The sequence below is a fragment of the Stenotrophomonas sp. STEN031 genome, assembly GCF_056759975.1.
Genome location: NZ_JBRREA010000083.1, coordinates 1 through 15,745 on the forward strand (window position 1 = coordinate 1; position 15,745 = coordinate 15,745).

Sequence of the window (15,745 nt, forward strand, 5' to 3'; positions counted from 1 at the left end):
ACGCAGGAGCCCGGCCATAGGCCGGGCTTCTGCTCTGGATTCTGTAGGAGCGGCGTAAGCCGCGAAGCTGGTGATCCATCAGATTGCGGGGATGCCGGTGGTTTCATTGCTTCTGGTTTCGCGGCTTATGCCGCTCCTGCAAAAGCAGGGAGGATTGCTGGTAATGCCCCTGCCGAGCATGGCTCGGCACTACCTCAACGCAGAAGCCCGGTCATTGGCCGGGCTTCTGCTCTGGATTCTGTGGGAGCGGCGTAAGCCGCGAAGCTGACAATCCATCAGGTTGCTCGCGGATGCCGGTGGCCTCATCGCTATTGGCTTCGCGGCTTATGCCGCTCCTGCAAAAGCAGGGAGGATTGCTGGTAATGCCCCTGCCGAGCATGGCTCGGCACTACATCAAGCAGAAGCCCGGCCATTGGCCGGGCTTCTGCGTTTGTTCTCATGCGGGAGCGCTGGCTCAGCGCACTTCGTCGTAACGCAGCACCATGCCGGGCTTCAGTACGGCGCTGGCATCCAGGTTGTTGGACGACAGCAGGGTCTTGACCGAAATGCCATAGCGACGGGCGATGGTCCAGGCCGACTCGCCGCTGCGTACGGTGTGGCGGCGGCCATTACCGGCCGAGGCGACGGTCCGTGATGCTGCTGTTGGGCGGCTGCTGGCGACCGAGGAGGGTGCTGCTGGTGGCGCATCGCGGGTGGCGACCAGCACGCTCTCGCGGTTGTCGCTCTCGATGCTGCCGATGGCTGCAGCCGGTGCCAGCACCCGGGTGCCGGAGCGTGAACTGGTCAGCGCCGGGTTGAGTCGGGCTATGCGTGCCGGGTCCAGTGCGTTCTGCGTCGACCAGGCCGCCAACGTGGTATTGGCCGGCAGGGTGTGGCCCTTGAGGATGGGCACCTGACGGTCCAAGGCAGCCATCAGGTCAGGGTCGTTCTCGGACTGTTCCAGCACGCAGGCCAGGGCATGCAGCTTTTCGACGTAGGCGTAGGTGATCGGCGACAGGCCAGGCAGCTCGGAGGCCGTGGCGTTCTGTGCGTTCATGCCGCCGCGGCGCAGCGACTGCAGGATGCGGTATTCGCCGGCGTTGTATGCCATCACCGCCAGCTGCCAGTCACCGGCAAACATGCCGTGCAGGGTCTTCAGGTAACGCACCGCGGCGCGAGTGGAATCCACGGCCGACAGGCGGCCGTCATAGCCCTTTTCCATCGGCACGCGGTGGTTGCGGGCGGTGGTGGCGATGAACTGCCACAGCCCGGCCGGGCCGCTGGCGTTGCGGGCGCCGGGGCGGTAGCCGCTTTCAACGAAGGGGATCAGCGCGAATTCGGTCGGCAGGCCGGCGCTGCGCAGTTCGTCGACGACGTAGCCGAACAGCGGCAGCGCATCGTCCTCGACATTGCCCAGCCGTGCCGGGGCGTGCGAGAACTGCTTGCGCCAGCGTGGGCTGGTGGCTTCGGCATCACACTGCGGGGCGGCCAGGCCCTCGCGGAAGTTGGCGAAGATCTCGCGGCCGTTACGGGTGGTCGGGGCCGGCAGCGACGCCGGGTCCAGCGGCAATGCAGTCAGTGCGGCGACGTTCTGGGTCATGCCGGCGCTGATCGGGAGGCCTTGGGCGGCCAGCGTGCCGCTGCCCGTGCCCAACAACATCCCCAGCGCCAACGGCAGACAAAGCCGCCTCATGCGCGAAAACCGTCTTTCCACCGCCGCAATTCGGCGAAGACTTCCACCTCGTCGGTGGGCGCGCGGCCAAGCCGCGCGGCGATCGCTGCGACGATCGCGGTATCGGCAGTCCGCAGGAACGGATTGCATTCCAGTTCACTGGCCAGGACGGCGGGAACGGTAGGACGGGAACTGCTGCGCATGTCCGAGGCTTCCTGTTGGCGGCGCTGCAATGCCGCGTTGGTGGGGTCGACATGCCGCGCAAACACGGCATTGGCCAGCGTGTATTCGTGCCCGCAGCAGACCAGTGTCTGAGGGGGCAGGGCGGCCATTCGCCGGAGCGAGGCCAACATCTGGGCCGGCGTACCTTCGAACATGCGTCCACAGCCCAAGCTGAACAACATGTCGCCACTGAACAAATGGTCGTGGCCGTAGTAGGCAATATGGCTTCGGGTGTGACCGGGAACTTCCATCACGGTGAAGTCGAAGCCCGACAATTCTACCCGGTTGCCTTCGCTGACTCGTTCACATTCCAAGGCGATGCGTTCATCTTGCGGTGCCAATACCCGCAGCCGCGGCCAGCGCTGGCGCAATTCCGCTACCCCGCCGATGTGATCGTCGTGGTGATGGGTGAGCAGGACACCCGCAGGCTGCATGCCTTGTGCAGCGGCTTCGAAAACCGGGCCGGCCTGGCCGGGGTCAACGAAAATCGTGCGGTCATCAGGCGTTTGCAGCGCCCAGATGTAGTTGTCCTGAAATGCGGGCAGGGCGATCAGTCGCATAGAATTGGAAAATGCCTGCCGCCAAGTCCCCCCGTCAAGCTGCAGTCTCGCCCTGGTTTGAGAAAGCCGGGGCGCAGGCGATGCGGGAATGGGAGCAGCGGCTGCTGTCTGAACAGATGCGCGGATTTCCCTCGCCGCCATGGCTGTGGATGGCGCCAAACGCCTTCTGGCGGCCAGCCCCCTCCCCGCAGGGCCGTGGCCTGCACCTGCACCGCGACCCGCAAGCGCCCGGCTGGGCAGGCGATCTGCGCTGCAGCCTGCCGCTGCCGCTGCCCAGCGAGTCGATCAAGGCCATCGTCATCGAGCACCCGGCGGCCGAGGAGCTGGAGCCCTTGCTGTCCGAATGTGCGCGGGTGCTGATGCCCGGCGGGCGGGTCTGGGTGACCCTGCTCAACCGCTGCAGTCCCTACCGCGCGCATTGGCAATGGCAGGGTGCGCGGCCGCCCTCGGTGGCGCGTTGCAGGACACTATTGCAGCGGCAAGGCATACGATGTCGCTCGTTGCGGCACTATGGCCCGCTGTGGACGCAGTCGGGCAATACCCCGGGCACGGCTCTGCCGGCCCTGCGCGCCTTGTGCGTGCTGGAAGCTGAAAAACGCACCGCGGCCTTCATCGGCCCGATCAAGGCCAGTCGCGTCAGTTGGCGCGGCCCGGTGGCGACCTGAATTCAACGGAACACTATGAAGTCAATTGAAGTACATACCGATGGCGCCTGCCTCGGCAATCCCGGCCCCGGCGGATGGGGCGCGTTGTTGCGCTACAAGGGCCACGAGCGCGAGCTGGCCGGTGGCGAAGCCCACACCACCAACAACCGGATGGAGTTGATGGCCGCGATCATGGGCCTGGAGACGCTCAGCGAGCCCTGCAACATCACCTTGTTCACCGATTCGCAGTACGTACGCCAGGGCATCACCGAGTGGATGTCGGGCTGGGTGCGGCGCAACTGGAAGACCGCCGGCGGTGACCCGGTCAAGAACCGCGACCTGTGGGAGCGCCTGCACGAGGCGACCCAGCGCCATCAGATCGACTGGCGCTGGGTCAAAGGCCATTCCGGTGATCCGGACAACGAACGCGTGGACCAGTTGGCCCGCGATGCTGCAATCCGCGTGCGCGCTGGCGCCGCGAGCAACTGAGGTAGCTGATGCGCCAGATCGTCCTTGATACCGAAACCACCGGCCTGGAATGGAAGAAGGGCAACCGGGTGGTCGAAATCGGCTGCGTGGAACTGCTCGAGCGGCGGCCCAGCGGCAACAACTTCCACCGTTACCTGAAGCCGGATTGCGATTTTGAAGCGGGCGCCGCGGAAGTTACCGGCCTGTCGCTGGATTTCCTCGCCGACAAGCCGCGCTTCGAGGAGGTGGTGGATGAATTCCTCGCCTACGTGGATGGCGCCGAGCTGATCATCCACAACGCCTCGTTCGATATGGGCTTCCTCGAGAACGAGATGAGCCTGGCCGGCAAGGGCCGCCTGGCCAGCCGGGTGACGGTGACCGATACCTTGGCGATGGCGCGCGAGCGTTTCCCCGGGCAGCGCAACTCGCTGGACGCGCTGTGCCGGCGCCTGGGCGTGGATAACGCCCACCGCACCCTGCATGGCGGCTTGCTCGATGCGCAGATCCTGGCCGACGTCTATATCGCGTTGACCTCGGGCCAGGAAGAAATTGGTTTTGGCCAACCCGAAGCCGAATCGACCAATGCCGGTGGCGTGGTGCAGGCATTCGATGTGTCGGCACTGCTGCCACGGCCGCGCGTACTGGTGACTGCCTCGGAGCAGGAAGCGCATGAGGCGCGCCTGGCCCGGCTGCGCAAGAAGGCTGGGCATGCCTGGTGGGACGGCGAGCCTGCGCCGGCAGCGGGCGAATCGGCCTGAGTCGTGCTGCTCGTTGACTGACGTGGCGTTCCGCCGCCCTAGTGGCAGCGGATCAGGACGACGGTGACATTGTCCGAGCCGCCGCCATCCAGTGCGGCGGCGACCAGGGCGTCCACGCACTCCTGCGCGCTGCAGTCGCCATGGGCCAGTGCCGCGCTGAGGGCGGCATCGTCCACTTCCTCGGTCAGCCCGTCACTGCAAAGCAACAGCTGCATGCCGGGGCGCAGTTCGCCGGTGGTAATTGCGACGTTGAGATGGGCCGGATCGGTCACGCCCAATGCCTGGGTGACCACGTTGCGATGTGGATGGGCGCGCGCCTGCTCGGCGGTGAGCGTGCCCTGCGCGATCAGCTCCTGCACATAACTATGGTCCTGGCTGAGCTGGCCCAGCTTGCCGTCGCGCCACAGATAGGCACGGCTGTCGCCGACCCAGGCCACTTCGTAGCGATTGCCCTGCACGCGCGCGGCCACCACGGTGGTGCCCATCGGCAGACTGTCGTTGCGGCGACGGGAGGTGCGGATGATTTCCTCATCGGCAGTACGGATGGCCTGGGCCAGCGCGGCACCATTGCGTACCTCGCGGACGATGGTTTCGCGCGCCAGCGCGCTGGCTACCTCGCCGCAGGCATGGCCGCCCATGCCATCGGCCACCAGCCACAAGCCGAGCTCACCGTCACCGTAATAGGTGTCTTCGTTGAGCTGGCGGCGCAGGCCGACGTGACTGAGGTGTCCAAATTCGATCATGGGTGCCCGGACGGGCGGTGTTTCGGCAGGGAAGGTCGCTGCATCATCGCGTTCATGGAGGTGTACGGCAAGCGCCTGCGGACACCCGTTTGGCTGGCGGATTGCGGCGCCGGGATGGCGGATGGCGTTTTTTTGTTAAAAACCGCTTGTCCGCGCAGCCGATGCCTATTATTATTCGCAGCCCGGTTCGCCGGGGAACATCTGGAGAGGTGGCAGAGCGGTTGAATGTACCTGACTCGAAATCAGGCAGGCGTTTATAGCGCCTCGGGGGTTCGAATCCCCCCCTCTCCGCCAGATACTGAAAAAAGCCACCTTCGGGTGGCTTTTTTCTTTGTGTGCAGCCTGTGCCCTGGGGCTGCGGCGGAATACCCGGCAGCAGCGACTACACTGTGCGCCTGATCCAACCGGTAAACCCCATGTCAGAAATCCTCGTCCCCGTGTCCTTCGGTGAGCTGTTGGACAAGATCTCCATCCTGCAGATCAAGTCCGAGCGCATGAGCGATGCGGCAAAGCTGGCCAATGTGCGCAATGAGTTGAACGCGCTGGACGGCACCTGGGCCGCGCACCCGGCTGCCGCGCAGGACATCGCAGCGCTGCGTACCGAGCTGAAGGCGGTCAATGAGCGCCTGTGGGATATCGAAGACGACATCCGCCTGAAAGAGAAGGCGCAGGCCTTCGACGATGCGTTCGTACAGCTGGCGCGCAGCGTCTACATCCAGAACGATGAGCGCGCGCGCATCAAGAAGGCCATCAACCTGGCGCTGGGTTCCAGCTACGTGGAAGAGAAGTCCTATCAGGACTACCGCGCCGTCTGACAGCCGCAGCGCTGCCGCTTTGCTCCCTCCCTTGCGCAGCAGGGGAGGGTTGGGGAGGGGTTGGCTTTAGGAGCCTGTCATGCGTTCCGAGCTTCGCGGCTTATGCGGCTCCCACATTGCAGGCCGCGCCGCAGCCTCTCAGTTCGGATGATCCGCGCGATAGCGCTCGAATGCGGCAATCGCATCTTCCACCGTGATCAACGACATCACCTCGTCGAACTCGATCTTGGTGCCCCATTTCAGCGCGCTGGCCGGCTTGTCGAGATAGCGACGGGCGGCATCGTCATAACGGTCCACGCAATAGCGGCGGTCGGAATACGGGCCGCTGCGGGCCGGGTTGCTGGCCGCATGCAGGCCCAGCACCTTGGTGCCGACGGCATTGGCGATATGCATCGGCCCCGAGTCCGGGGTGACCAACAGCGAGGCGCGGGCCAGCAGTGCCGGCAGCTGTTTGAGCGTGTCCTTGCCGACCAGGTCCAGCGCCGGGTGCTTCATCGCGGCGAGGATGGCGTCGCTGGTGCTGCGCTCCAGGTCGCTGCGGCCGCCACACAGCACCACCCGCCAGCCCTGGCTGGCAGCGTGGTCGGCCAGGGCGGCGTGGCGCTCGGGGTACCAGTTGCGGCGCTGGTGGCTGGAGCAGGGCGAGATCATCAGCACCGGGCGGCCATCCTCGTCCCATTGCGCCCGTGCCCACTCATGCGCCTCCGGCGGTGTGGCCAGGTCCCAGCTGACTTCGGTCTGCTTCAGGCCCAGCGGCTCGCAGAAGCTGCCGATGGCATCGAGTACATGGATGCCGGGGCGGTCGGGGATGCGCTCATTGATGAAAAGACCGTGCAGATCCTTGGAGCGTGACTTGTCGTAGCCGATACGGCGCTTGGCCGGGATGAAGGCCGACAGCAGATTGGCGCGCGCGGCGACCTGCATCTGCAGCAGGGCTTCGAAGCGACCGGGCGGAAATTCGCGACGCAGCGCACGCATTCCTGCCAATCCGCTGCGCTTGTCGTAGATATGGAAGTGCACACCGGGCAAACCATCGAGCAGCTTGTGGCCGGCCTTGTCGATCACCCAATGCAGGGGTTTGCCCGGGAAGCCCCGCTGCAGCGTGCGTACCAGCGGGACCACATGGGTTACATCGCCCAGTGCCGAGAGGCGTAAGAGGCACAACGGGGAGGACGATGCAGGCATGTGTTGTTAGACTCGTATTGATGGTCGCATTTGACGCCACTGAAGCGCTGACGCCCTGCCGCGATGGTCGCGGCTATGGCGCCATTCTGTTCGACCGCGAACGCCTGCGGCAAGCCGATCCGGGCTTGTTCGCGCCTGCGCAGTGGGGCAGCAAGGCCCATCCAGTGGGCGATGGCGGGCGCGGCGGTGCATGGTTCATCGATGCGCCGTTCGGTCGCAGCGTGCTGCGCCAGTACCTGCGCGGCGGTGTCGCCGCCAGGTTCAGCCGGGCCAGCTACCTGTGGCGCGGTGCCAACCGGACGCGGAGCTTTGCCGAATTCCGGTTGATGCGTGAGTTGATCGCACAGAAGCTGCCGGTGCCGCGCCCCTATGCCGCGTTCTACATGCGCCAAGGCCTGCGTTACACGGCGGCAATCCTGATGGAGCGGCTGGAGGACGTGCGTTCGCTGGCTGACCATGCCCAGCTCACCGGGCGCGGAGCGCCGTGGGAAGAGGCTGGGCGGATGATCGCGCGCTTCCATCGTGCCGGCCTGGATCATGCCGATCTGAACGCCCACAACATTCTGTTCGATGACGCTGGCCGCGGCTGGCTGATCGATTTCGATCGCGGCGTGCTGCGCATTCCTGCCACCCGCTGGCGCGAGCGCAACCTCAAGCGCCTGCTGCGCTCCTTGTTGAAGCTGCGCGGTGCGCGCAGCCGAGAGGACGTCGAGCAGGACTACGCGCGGCTGCGCCGCGCCTATGATCTGGCCTGGAACCGGGGCGTGTGAGATGAGTTGGGCCTTGCGTTTTCTGGGCGTCGGCAATGCGTCGGCGGTGGAACTGGGTTCGCCGATGTCGGTGATCGAGCACGGCGGCGCGCCGTGGCTGACCATCGATTGCGGTGGCGAGGGGCTGACTGCCTACCGCAACCACTACCGCGGCATGCCGGATGCGGTGTTCGTTACCCATATCCATCTGGATCATGTGGCGGGTTTCGAGCGCTTGTTCGTCGATGCCTTCTTCAACCCGCAACGGCGCGGCAAGGTGCGACTGTACGTGCCGGCGCCGCTGGTACCGTTGCTGCACAAGCGGGTAGGGGACTACCCGAACGTGCTGGCCGAAGGCGGCGCCAACTTCTGGGATGCCTTCCAGCTGATCGTGGTGGGCGAGGCATTCTGGCATGAGGGCGTGCGCCTGGAAGTGTTCCCGGTGCGCCACCACTGGCCGGAAACCGCCTACGGCCTGCGCCTGCAGGGTGCGCTGGTATGGAGCGGCGACACCCGCCCGATCCCGGAAATGCTGGCGCGTTTTGCCGATGACAACGAGCTGATTGCCCATGATTGCGGCCTGCACGGCAATCCCTCGCATACCGGCGTGGACGACCTGGAGCGCGAATACGACGCCGCCACCCAGGCGCGGATGATGCTCTACCACTACGCCAGCGCGGCCGATGGCGAAGCCCTGCGTGCCCGTGGCCACCGCGTGGCGATGCCGGGTGAGTGCGCTGTGTTGGCCGAGCCGACGGCGCCGCGTGCGGAGCCGTTCGAGGGCTGAGCGTCGTGCTTCGGCTCCACCGCGCTTGGGCGCACGTAGGCCCCAGTAACTCCAAGCAATGATCACTAAGCCCCTCTCCCGTATGCGGGAGAGGGGTTGGGGTGAGGGCAAGGCCGAAGCCAGCCTCTGTCAGCCCCATCCGAACCCTCCGAGGCAACGTAGCCCGGGTAAGCGCAGCGCACCCGGGAAGCATGCCGGTTAACTCGTAACCAATAAAAGGCCAATTCGTGGCCGGCAATCAGTCGATCGCCTGGCAGAAGTCTTGCACGGCCAAAGCCCCGGGTGCGCTGCGCTTACCCGGGCTACAACGCGCACAAGCAAGAGCCGCCGCTTCAGCAGCCGCGCAATTTTCCAAGGCCCAAAAAGGTGGCGACCCCGCCGGCTGACCTCGGCGCCCGCGTCGATCGATACCGTTGCTGCCTTCCGGCCCTGGCGGGATTTTCGACCTAGCGTCGCGAGGGGCCGACGGGGCCACCATAGAGACGGTTTGGCCGCGCTAGGCGCGGCCATTCACGATACGAGAGGCTGGGGCGATGCGATCATCAGCCGCCGATGCTTCATGGACCGGACACAAACTGGAGCAGGTCCCGATCGTGTGCGGCGATTGTAACGTATGCATGCACCAGCCGACCAGCGTTCCGGCTTGAACCCCGTGTAACCCGCCGCCGCCGGTTTGCGGCCCCAGACGCCCGGCTTGGATAGAATGCCCGCCCAACGGAGGACGACCTCCGCCCATCACGGGACTTCACCCAGGACGGCCTGGCTTCTCTAGGAGGCTGTATGGCTTGGATCTATCTCGTGGTTGCTGGTGTGCTGGAAATCGTCTGGGCGCTGGCAATGAAGCAATCCCACGGTTTCACCAAGCTGGTTCCCAGCATCGTCACCATCATCGGCATGATCGCCAGCTTCTGGTTGCTGGCCTTGGCCATGCGTACCTTGCCGCTGGGCACGGCCTATACGATCTGGACCGGTATCGGCGCGGTGGGCGCGTTCATCATCGGCATCATCTTCCTGGGCGAGCAGATCAGCGCGATGCGTATCGGCGCGGCGGTGCTGATCGTCAGCGGACTGGTGCTGATGAAGCTGTCCAGCAGCTGATAACGGCTTCAGTCTTCGCCCAGCACCAACACCATCTCGACCGCATCCAGACCCGGGCCGTGGCCATCCGCCACGACCCGGGTCACGGTGAATCCGAGTCGCGCATAGAAGTCCTGCGTGTGCTGACTGGTACTGAGCTCCACGCGCTTCGCGTCCGGGTTCTGTCTGGCCTGCTGTAAACGCGCATGACTCAATTGCCTGCCGAAACCCTGCCGATGCAGGCTGCGCTCGACCATACCCCAGCAGAAAACGGCGACGCCATCGGCCCGTATCGCCAAGCCGCCGCAGGCGACAACACGATCGTCGTGCTCGATCAGCTGATAGTCGCAACCCTGCGTATCGCGCTGTAGAAACTGCTCGAAGTCTGCGCGTTCGGCTAGCGTGAAGTACTTGGGTACATTGCTGTCGAACAGCGACAGGCAGGCGTCGGCATCAGCAGGTTGATAGGGGCGGATCGGCATGCGCTGCAATCTAGCAGCTTCCGTCCGCTCTTTCTGTGGAAGTTGGAGCGGGGAGGGGGCGGGTTTGGTTTTAGCTTCAGCTGTGGTCTAAGCCCCTCTCCCCTTGCGGGAGAGGGGTTGGGGAGAGGGGAGCGCGAAGCGTGCTTTCAACCGACAGTCGAACACTGCACGCCCAAAGTCCCCATCCCAATCAATGCGACATCGAATAAGGCAGCTTCGCAGCATCAGCAGCCCAGGACTTGTTCGGCTCAGCCTGCATCGTAAAACGCAGCTCCCCACCAGCAACAATCTCCTGGTGCGTCACATAAGCCCGATCCAGCGGCTTGCCATTGAGGCTCACCGAACCAACATACGTGTGCGCAGCATCCAGCCTGTCAGCCACGATCCTGAAGCGCTTCCCATCCGGCAGATTCAAGGTTGCCTGCGGCAGGAACGGTCGCCCGATGATGTACTGGTTGCTACCTGGCGTAACCGGATAGAAACCCAATGCGGTAAACACATACCAGGCCGACATCTGCCCAAGATCATCGTTCCCCGCCAGACCATCCGTGCGCGCCGCGTACTGCGTGTCCATGATCTGCTTCAAGCGCGCCTGCGTGCGCCACGGCTGCCCGGCATGTGCATACAGGTAGGCAACATGGTGGCTGGGTTCGTTGCCATGCGCGTACCAGCCAATCAGGCCGGTGATGTCTTCCATGTGCGCGAAGATCGACGGATCAACCTTGGCTTCAAACACATCATCCAGACGCTGCAGCAGCTTGTCGCTGCCGCCATGTGCCGCCGCCAAGCCGGCGACATCCTGCGGCACATACCACGAGTACTGCCAGGCATTGCCTTCAGTGAAATCCGTGCCGTAACCGCTGGCGCTGGGATCAAACGGCTCGCGGAAGCTGCCATCGCGCTTGCGCGCGCGCATGAAGCCGGTGCCCGGGTCGAACGCATGCTTCCAGTTCGCAGCACGCTTGTTGAATTCGCGCGCTACCTCGGTCTTGCCCATGTCCTTGGCCACCTGGGCGATGGTCCAGTCGTCATAGGCATATTCCAGTGTCTTGCTGGCCGCTTCGCCTTCCTCATCGATCGGCACATAGCCGAGCTCGCGGTACTGCGCGATGCCGTCGTACGGGCCGTAGTTGGCGCTGGCGACCATGGCCTGCAGCGCCTCCTCGGTGTCGTAGCCACGGATGCCCTTCATATAGGCATCGGCGATCACCGGCACCGCGTGGTAGCCGATCATGCACCAGGTTTCCAGGCCGTGGAACGACCACACTGGCAGCACGCCGTAAGGACTTTCGCGGCGTGAGGCCAACAGCGAATTGACGAAGTCATTGGTGCGTTGTGGTGGCTGCACCAGCGTGGCCAGCGGATGCAAGGCGCGATAGGTGTCCCACAGCGAGAACGTCGAATAGTTCGTCCAGCCCTTGGCCTGATGCACCGCGTTGTCCGGCCCGCGATAACGGCCATCGCTGTCCATGAACAAGGTTGGCCCAAGCAGGGTGTGATACAGCGCGGTGTAGAAACGCGTGCGTTCATCCGCGCTGCCCAGGGCTTCGACCGCGCCCAACGCTTCGCTCCACTGCTGCTTGGCGGCAGCGCGCATGCCGTCGAAATCCCAGCCCGGCGCTTCCGCATCGAGGTTGGCAATCGCGCCTTCCTCGCTGACCGGCGAGATCGCCACCTTCACCAACAAAGGCTTGTCGGCGTCCGGCACCACATCAAAGGCAGCAACCAACTGCCGGCCTTCGATCTGCGCGCGCTGTGTCGGGTCCTTCTCGCCCGGCGGCGGGAAGCCCTTGTAGGCAACATCCTGCTCGGTGTCGTGCAGCTGATGGCCGCTGAGCGGCTGCGAGAAACGCATCGCGAAATACAGCTGCCGGCCCGGTGCCCAACCACGCGTCTCGCGGAAACCGGTAATCGTGCCATCGGCCCGCATCCGCAAGCGCGACCACAGGATCTTGCCTGGGTAGTCATACATGCTGGTACGCAGGTCCAGTACAACATGCGCAGGTTTGCCGGCTGGGAAGCTGTAGCGGTGCATGCCGACGCGTGCGCTGGCGGTCAGCTCGGCACGCACCTTGTAGTCGTCCAGCGTCACCGCGTAATAGCCCGGCTGCGCGGTTTCGCTGGCGTGACTGAAGCGGGAGGTATAGCCGCTCAGTGGTTGATCCGGATCGCCGCGCTCCAGCTTCAACTCACCAGTCGTGGGCATCAGCAGCAGATCACCCAGATCCGAATGCCCGGTGCCAGAGAAGTGCGTATGCGAGAAGCCGACGATGGTGTTGTCGTCATAGCGGTACCCCGCCGCCCAGCCATAACCGTTCTTGCGCGACTGGATGCGCGTGTCGGGCGACAGCTGGACCATGCCGTAAGGGACGGTCGCACCCGGATAGGTATGGCCCTCGCCGCCGGTACCGATGAAGGGGTTCACGGCGGAATAGGCGGCTTCGTTGGCGGCGGGCGAGGCCGCCTGTGCCGAAGTCGCTGCCAACGAGGAGGTTGCCACGGTTGCTGCAAGCACTAACAGGGTCGCACCAAACTGCTTCATCCCGCACCTTTTGGATCGGTCTAATATGGCAAAACTAGCATGCCGGTGTAGGCTCTGGCATGTGCTCGTCCCGCCCGGTAGTGGTCCGCCTTTGCCGCTGCAATTTTGGTTGGATGTTCCTTGGTGCTGGTCCTGACGGCGACCATCGCGGCGGGGCATGCGAGGAAATTTGTGACGTCGACATCGAATGCTCGCCACAGCGCTCCTCCTGCCGGCTTTCTTTAATCAATATCAACTGTCGCAAGCAAACCTCTTCGTGGGTAGCTGTATACAAACTCCAAGTTGGGGGAGTCATTGCAATGATAGGAATCAGAGAATCCCGGCCTGAAGACGGTGAGCGTGTCGTTGAAATATGGCGGAATGCGGTTGACGCCACGCATGATTTCCTGACGCCGCAAGATCGTCTTGCCATCGACGAGATGGTGTGCGGTTTTCTCCCTCAAGCGGCGCTCCTGCTTGCGGTGGATGCATGCGACTACCCGCTCGCCTTCATGCTCATTGAGAACGGACATATGCAGGCGCTGTTCGTGGATCCGGCCCGCCGGGGTACTGGAATTGGTGCCGCTCTGGTGCGTCACGGTCTGGACCTTCACCCGAGGATGACCACTGACGTAAATGAGCAGAATGCCCAGGCGATTGGCTTCTACAAAAAGCTGGGATTCAAGCGCACGGGGCGGTCGCCATTTGATGATCAGGGCAGACCCTATCCGCTGATTCATCTTGAGTATCGAGGTGGTTTGAGTGCGTCTGCTGCCAACGCGCAGCCTCCATCCAACAAATAGGCCGGTACATTGACGGACTGCTGTTGCTTGGGCGGTGAAAGGGCCGGGGTCCTTCGGATTCCGGCAAATCAATCTGAGATTTGCTGCTTGCCTGCGGCGACCGACATCGAACAGCTCTTCTGATATGGGCCTTGCTTGCAACTAGCGTGCTTGATGTCCGGTGCCGATCAGTGGCCGGCATAGAACGCAAAAACCCCGATTACTAAAGGGGGGGCGTAATCTGGCGGAGAGAGGGGGGATTCGGTGCTTCGCACCTTCACCCTTCGGGCGGCTGCGCCGTCCCACCGGCTGCGCCGGCGGTCGAACCCGTTGGGGCTCTCATCGCCCATGCTTTCCCCCAGATAAAAAGAAAAGGCCACCCGATGGGCGGCCTTTTCTTTTTATCTGGCGGAGAGAGGGTCTGCCTTTTGGATGCCTAATGAGGCGCAGGCGATCTCAAGTTGCATCCTGTTTTGGCCTTATTTTCAGTGGCTTAGGCTAGAATTCGTACCGGTCTGGCACAATGGTGTCCAAAGAGAGCAAACAAAAGATGGCATACTGAGTGGCATGCTGGAAACAAACGGCTAGAGGTGATGCATGGCTTTGATAACGGATGTTAAGGCTCGTAGCCTAGCCCCGGGCGGTCTGGCCGTTCCGCACGGCGGAGTGACCGGCCTGACCCTTTTCCCATCGGCCTCGCAGAAGGGCAAAGGGAAGTGGGTGCTGAGGTTTGTAAGTCCTGTTACCGGCAAGAGGCGCAATGCTGGGCTAGGTACCTATCCGGAAGTCAGCATCGCTTTGGCGGGAAAGTTGGCTCGGGAAATGCGGGTACAGATCGCTGCAGGGCAAGATCCGTTAGAGGCCAAGGCGACTGACCGCGCCAAGCCGAAAACACCAACCTTCCAGGAGGCGGCGGAGCAACTCCATGGAGAGTTGAAGCCTGGGTGGAAGAATCCCAAGCATGCACAACAATGGATTAATACGTTGGTCGCGTATGCCTTCCCGGTGGTTGGCTTCCTTCCTATCGATCAGTTGCAGCCGCGACATATAGCTGACGTGTTGCGCCCAATCTGGTTGGAAAAGGCTGAGACAGCGAGCAGGGTGAGGCAGCGTTTGCACGCGGTTATGGCTTGGGGTTGGGCGCACGGATTCAATCAGGCCAATCCTGTCGATGTGGTTACACACCTGCTTCCTCTACAGCCAGGAAAGTCAGTCCGCCAGGAGCATCAGCCCGCAATGCCTTGGGCGAAGCTTCCATCGTTCGTGAAATCGGAGCTTGCTGGAGCTGGTGAATTCGATGTCACGCGGAATGCCTTGCTGTTTCTTATCTTGAATGCAAGCCGTTCCGGTGAGGTGCGCGGGATGACTTGGGCGGAGGTGAACCTTGGCGCGAAGCTGTGGACGATTCCTGCTGGTCGCATGAAGGCCAAGCAGCCTCACCGAATTCCGTTGTCAGAACAGTCGGTCGATCTGCTCAAGCGCCTAGAGGGTCATCACGATGAGCTTATCTTCCCCTCGGTGCAGGCCCGCTCAATCTTGTCGGATATGACGCTCACTGCGTTGTTAAGAAGGGTGGGCGCATCGAGCGCTACGCCAGGGCGTGTTGCGACTGCCCATGGGTTCAGATCAAGCTTCCGTGATTGGTGTAGCGAGCAGGGGTACGCACGTGACCTCGCAGAGCGAGCGTTGGCACATACGGTGAAAGACAAGGTGGAGGCTGCCTACCACCGCACAGATCTCTTGGAACAACGTCGTCCGATGATGCAGGCTTGGGCCGACTTCGTTTACCCTCCTGCGAAGAAGCCTAAATAGGATTGTCTCGATACATGACGTCTGAATCGCACGCCATTCGAGTTTGGCCGTTAACCACCGTGCTTGACGGGAACAATCCTATTGAGTTCATTCACAGGCTCGTTGATGCCGGATACGACAGGTTCTACGTCAAGGTCCCGCAGGGCTTTCAGGCCAGTATGGTTTCCATCGATCCATTTCCTCCTGGATACCAGCTCCTAGGGCCCCAGCAGTCAGTCACAAAGCCCGCGCCTGACGGCAATCAGTCTAGGATCCGGTATTTGCGGCTCGATACCGCTCAGTTGCGTGAGCTCCTTGAGAATCCTCCGATAGCCCTGCGCCAATTGGGCGGGGGAGGTTTGGAGTCTGGGTTGACGCGCGATGGCCTTGTTTCTATTGATTGAATCGCCCCGGCTTCTCCGGAGGCCATTTCGTTTGAGTCACGCCGCGATGGCGTGACCCGTGTTGCCGGCGTAGTACGCCGCCTCCGCTTCCGCCGGGGGTATGTTG

At 63.2% G+C, this 15,745-nt stretch carries 15 protein-coding genes, 1 tRNA gene and 1 other RNA gene; 10 read left to right on the forward strand and 7 right to left on the reverse strand.

Annotated elements, in window-relative coordinates:
* Positions 1-454: 454 nt before the first annotated feature.
* Positions 455-1,672 carry a lytic transglycosylase domain-containing protein gene (locus ACVOLQ_RS21025; protein WP_481529195.1) on the reverse strand — a complete coding sequence of 406 codons (1,218 nt, stop codon included), beginning with the start codon at positions 1,670-1,672 and terminating at the stop codon, positions 455-457.
* A complete protein-coding gene (gloB, locus tag ACVOLQ_RS21030; RefSeq protein WP_313173806.1) occupies positions 1,669-2,433 on the reverse strand; it encodes a hydroxyacylglutathione hydrolase in 765 nt (254 codons plus the stop codon). The genes ACVOLQ_RS21025 and gloB overlap by 4 nt, the downstream gene beginning before the upstream one ends.
* A gap of 11 nt (positions 2,434-2,444) precedes the next feature.
* On the opposite strand from gloB, the gene ACVOLQ_RS21035 reads away from it, so the two are divergent.
* The 3 genes from ACVOLQ_RS21035 to dnaQ are packed head-to-tail and all read left to right on the forward strand — an operon-like array spanning position 2,445 to position 4,303.
* Positions 2,445-3,098, forward strand: coding sequence for a class I SAM-dependent methyltransferase (locus ACVOLQ_RS21035; protein WP_481529196.1), 654 nt, complete (start codon positions 2,445-2,447; stop codon positions 3,096-3,098).
* Positions 3,099-3,113: 15 nt separating this feature from the next.
* Positions 3,114-3,566 carry a ribonuclease HI gene (gene rnhA, locus ACVOLQ_RS21040; protein WP_296247856.1) on the forward strand — a complete coding sequence of 151 codons (453 nt, stop codon included), beginning with the start codon at positions 3,114-3,116 and terminating at the stop codon, positions 3,564-3,566.
* 8 nt (positions 3,567-3,574) lie between these two features.
* Positions 3,575-4,303 (forward strand): DNA polymerase III subunit epsilon, encoded by a 729-nt coding sequence (dnaQ, locus tag ACVOLQ_RS21045; RefSeq protein ID WP_313173808.1) that lies wholly within the window; start codon positions 3,575-3,577, stop codon positions 4,301-4,303.
* Positions 4,304-4,341: 38 nt separating this feature from the next.
* On the opposite strand, the gene ACVOLQ_RS21050 is transcribed toward dnaQ, so the two are convergent.
* A complete protein-coding gene (locus ACVOLQ_RS21050; protein ID WP_481529197.1) occupies positions 4,342-5,046 on the reverse strand; it encodes a PP2C family protein-serine/threonine phosphatase in 705 nt (234 codons plus the stop codon).
* A 203-nt stretch (positions 5,047-5,249) separates the two neighbouring features.
* On the opposite strand from ACVOLQ_RS21050, the gene ACVOLQ_RS21055 reads away from it, so the two are divergent.
* Both ACVOLQ_RS21055 and ACVOLQ_RS21060 read left to right on the forward strand, forming a co-directional pair.
* Positions 5,250-5,340, forward strand: a tRNA-Ser gene (locus tag ACVOLQ_RS21055).
* A 122-nt stretch (positions 5,341-5,462) separates the two neighbouring features.
* Entirely contained in the window at positions 5,463-5,861 is a 399-nt protein-coding gene (locus tag ACVOLQ_RS21060) for a DUF6165 family protein (RefSeq protein WP_481529198.1), read from the forward strand.
* Positions 5,862-5,999: 138 nt separating this feature from the next.
* Here ACVOLQ_RS21060 and ACVOLQ_RS21065 read toward each other — a convergent pair whose 3' ends face one another.
* Entirely contained in the window at positions 6,000-7,046 is a 1,047-nt protein-coding gene (locus ACVOLQ_RS21065) for a glycosyltransferase family 9 protein (RefSeq protein ID WP_313173811.1), read from the reverse strand.
* Positions 7,047-7,066: 20 nt separating this feature from the next.
* Here ACVOLQ_RS21065 and ACVOLQ_RS21070 point away from each other — a divergent pair, with 20 nt between their 5' ends.
* Both ACVOLQ_RS21070 and ACVOLQ_RS21075 read left to right on the forward strand, forming a co-directional pair.
* Positions 7,067-7,816: a 3-deoxy-D-manno-octulosonic acid kinase gene (locus ACVOLQ_RS21070; protein WP_481529199.1), complete on the forward strand. Its 750-nt coding sequence runs from the start codon at positions 7,067-7,069 to the stop codon at positions 7,814-7,816.
* A gap of 1 nt (position 7,817) precedes the next feature.
* On the forward strand, positions 7,818-8,582 hold the full coding sequence (locus ACVOLQ_RS21075; protein WP_481529200.1) for an MBL fold metallo-hydrolase: 765 nt from the start codon (positions 7,818-7,820) through the stop codon (positions 8,580-8,582).
* Positions 8,583-8,954: 372 nt separating this feature from the next.
* Here the strand turns inward: ACVOLQ_RS21075 and ffs are convergent.
* An RNA gene (ffs, locus tag ACVOLQ_RS21080) (signal recognition particle sRNA small type) lies at positions 8,955-9,051 on the reverse strand.
* Between the two features lie 311 nt (positions 9,052-9,362).
* Between ffs and ACVOLQ_RS21085 the strand changes: the two genes are divergently transcribed.
* Complete coding sequence (locus ACVOLQ_RS21085) at positions 9,363-9,680, forward strand: DMT family transporter (RefSeq protein ID WP_313494574.1); 318 nt, start codon at positions 9,363-9,365, stop codon at positions 9,678-9,680.
* A gap of 8 nt (positions 9,681-9,688) precedes the next feature.
* Here ACVOLQ_RS21085 and ACVOLQ_RS21090 read toward each other — a convergent pair whose 3' ends face one another.
* On the reverse strand, positions 9,689-10,141 hold the full coding sequence (locus ACVOLQ_RS21090) for a GNAT family N-acetyltransferase (RefSeq protein ID WP_481529201.1): 453 nt from the start codon (positions 10,139-10,141) through the stop codon (positions 9,689-9,691).
* Positions 10,142-10,331: 190 nt separating this feature from the next.
* The gene (locus ACVOLQ_RS21095; RefSeq protein WP_481529202.1) at positions 10,332-12,683 is read right to left on the reverse strand and encodes a GH92 family glycosyl hydrolase; all 2,352 of its coding nucleotides are present in this window, start codon (positions 12,681-12,683) and stop codon (positions 10,332-10,334) included.
* Positions 12,684-12,796: 113 nt separating this feature from the next.
* Here ACVOLQ_RS21095 and ACVOLQ_RS21100 point away from each other — a divergent pair, with 113 nt between their 5' ends.
* Both ACVOLQ_RS21100 and ACVOLQ_RS21105 read left to right on the forward strand, forming a co-directional pair.
* On the forward strand, positions 12,797-13,465 hold the full coding sequence (locus ACVOLQ_RS21100; protein ID WP_481529203.1) for an acetyltransferase: 669 nt from the start codon (positions 12,797-12,799) through the stop codon (positions 13,463-13,465).
* Positions 13,466-14,110: 645 nt separating this feature from the next.
* Positions 14,111-15,256, forward strand: coding sequence for a tyrosine-type recombinase/integrase (locus ACVOLQ_RS21105; RefSeq protein WP_343229765.1), 1,146 nt, complete (start codon positions 14,111-14,113; stop codon positions 15,254-15,256).
* The last annotated feature ends 489 nt before the right edge of the window (positions 15,257-15,745 follow it).

Coding starts and splice junctions, on each gene's coding strand:
- ACVOLQ_RS21025 (WP_481529195.1), bottom strand. CDS start 1,672: ATGAGGCGGCTTTGTCTGCCGTTGGCGCTGGGGATGTTGTTGGGCACG.
- gloB (WP_313173806.1), bottom strand. CDS start 2,433: ATGCGACTGATCGCCCTGCCCGCATTTCAGGACAACTACATCTGGGCG.
- ACVOLQ_RS21035 (WP_481529196.1), top strand. CDS start 2,445: ATGCCTGCCGCCAAGTCCCCCCGTCAAGCTGCAGTCTCGCCCTGGTTT.
- rnhA (WP_296247856.1), top strand. CDS start 3,114: ATGAAGTCAATTGAAGTACATACCGATGGCGCCTGCCTCGGCAATCCC.
- dnaQ (WP_313173808.1), top strand. CDS start 3,575: ATGCGCCAGATCGTCCTTGATACCGAAACCACCGGCCTGGAATGGAAG.
- ACVOLQ_RS21050 (WP_481529197.1), bottom strand. CDS start 5,046: ATGATCGAATTTGGACACCTCAGTCACGTCGGCCTGCGCCGCCAGCTC.
- ACVOLQ_RS21060 (WP_481529198.1), top strand. CDS start 5,463: ATGTCAGAAATCCTCGTCCCCGTGTCCTTCGGTGAGCTGTTGGACAAG.
- ACVOLQ_RS21065 (WP_313173811.1), bottom strand. CDS start 7,046: ATGCCTGCATCGTCCTCCCCGTTGTGCCTCTTACGCCTCTCGGCACTG.
- ACVOLQ_RS21070 (WP_481529199.1), top strand. CDS start 7,067: ATGGTCGCATTTGACGCCACTGAAGCGCTGACGCCCTGCCGCGATGGT.
- ACVOLQ_RS21075 (WP_481529200.1), top strand. CDS start 7,818: ATGAGTTGGGCCTTGCGTTTTCTGGGCGTCGGCAATGCGTCGGCGGTG.
- ACVOLQ_RS21085 (WP_313494574.1), top strand. CDS start 9,363: ATGGCTTGGATCTATCTCGTGGTTGCTGGTGTGCTGGAAATCGTCTGG.
- ACVOLQ_RS21090 (WP_481529201.1), bottom strand. CDS start 10,141: ATGCCGATCCGCCCCTATCAACCTGCTGATGCCGACGCCTGCCTGTCG.
- ACVOLQ_RS21095 (WP_481529202.1), bottom strand. CDS start 12,683: ATGAAGCAGTTTGGTGCGACCCTGTTAGTGCTTGCAGCAACCGTGGCA.
- ACVOLQ_RS21100 (WP_481529203.1), top strand. CDS start 12,797: ATGTTCCTTGGTGCTGGTCCTGACGGCGACCATCGCGGCGGGGCATGC.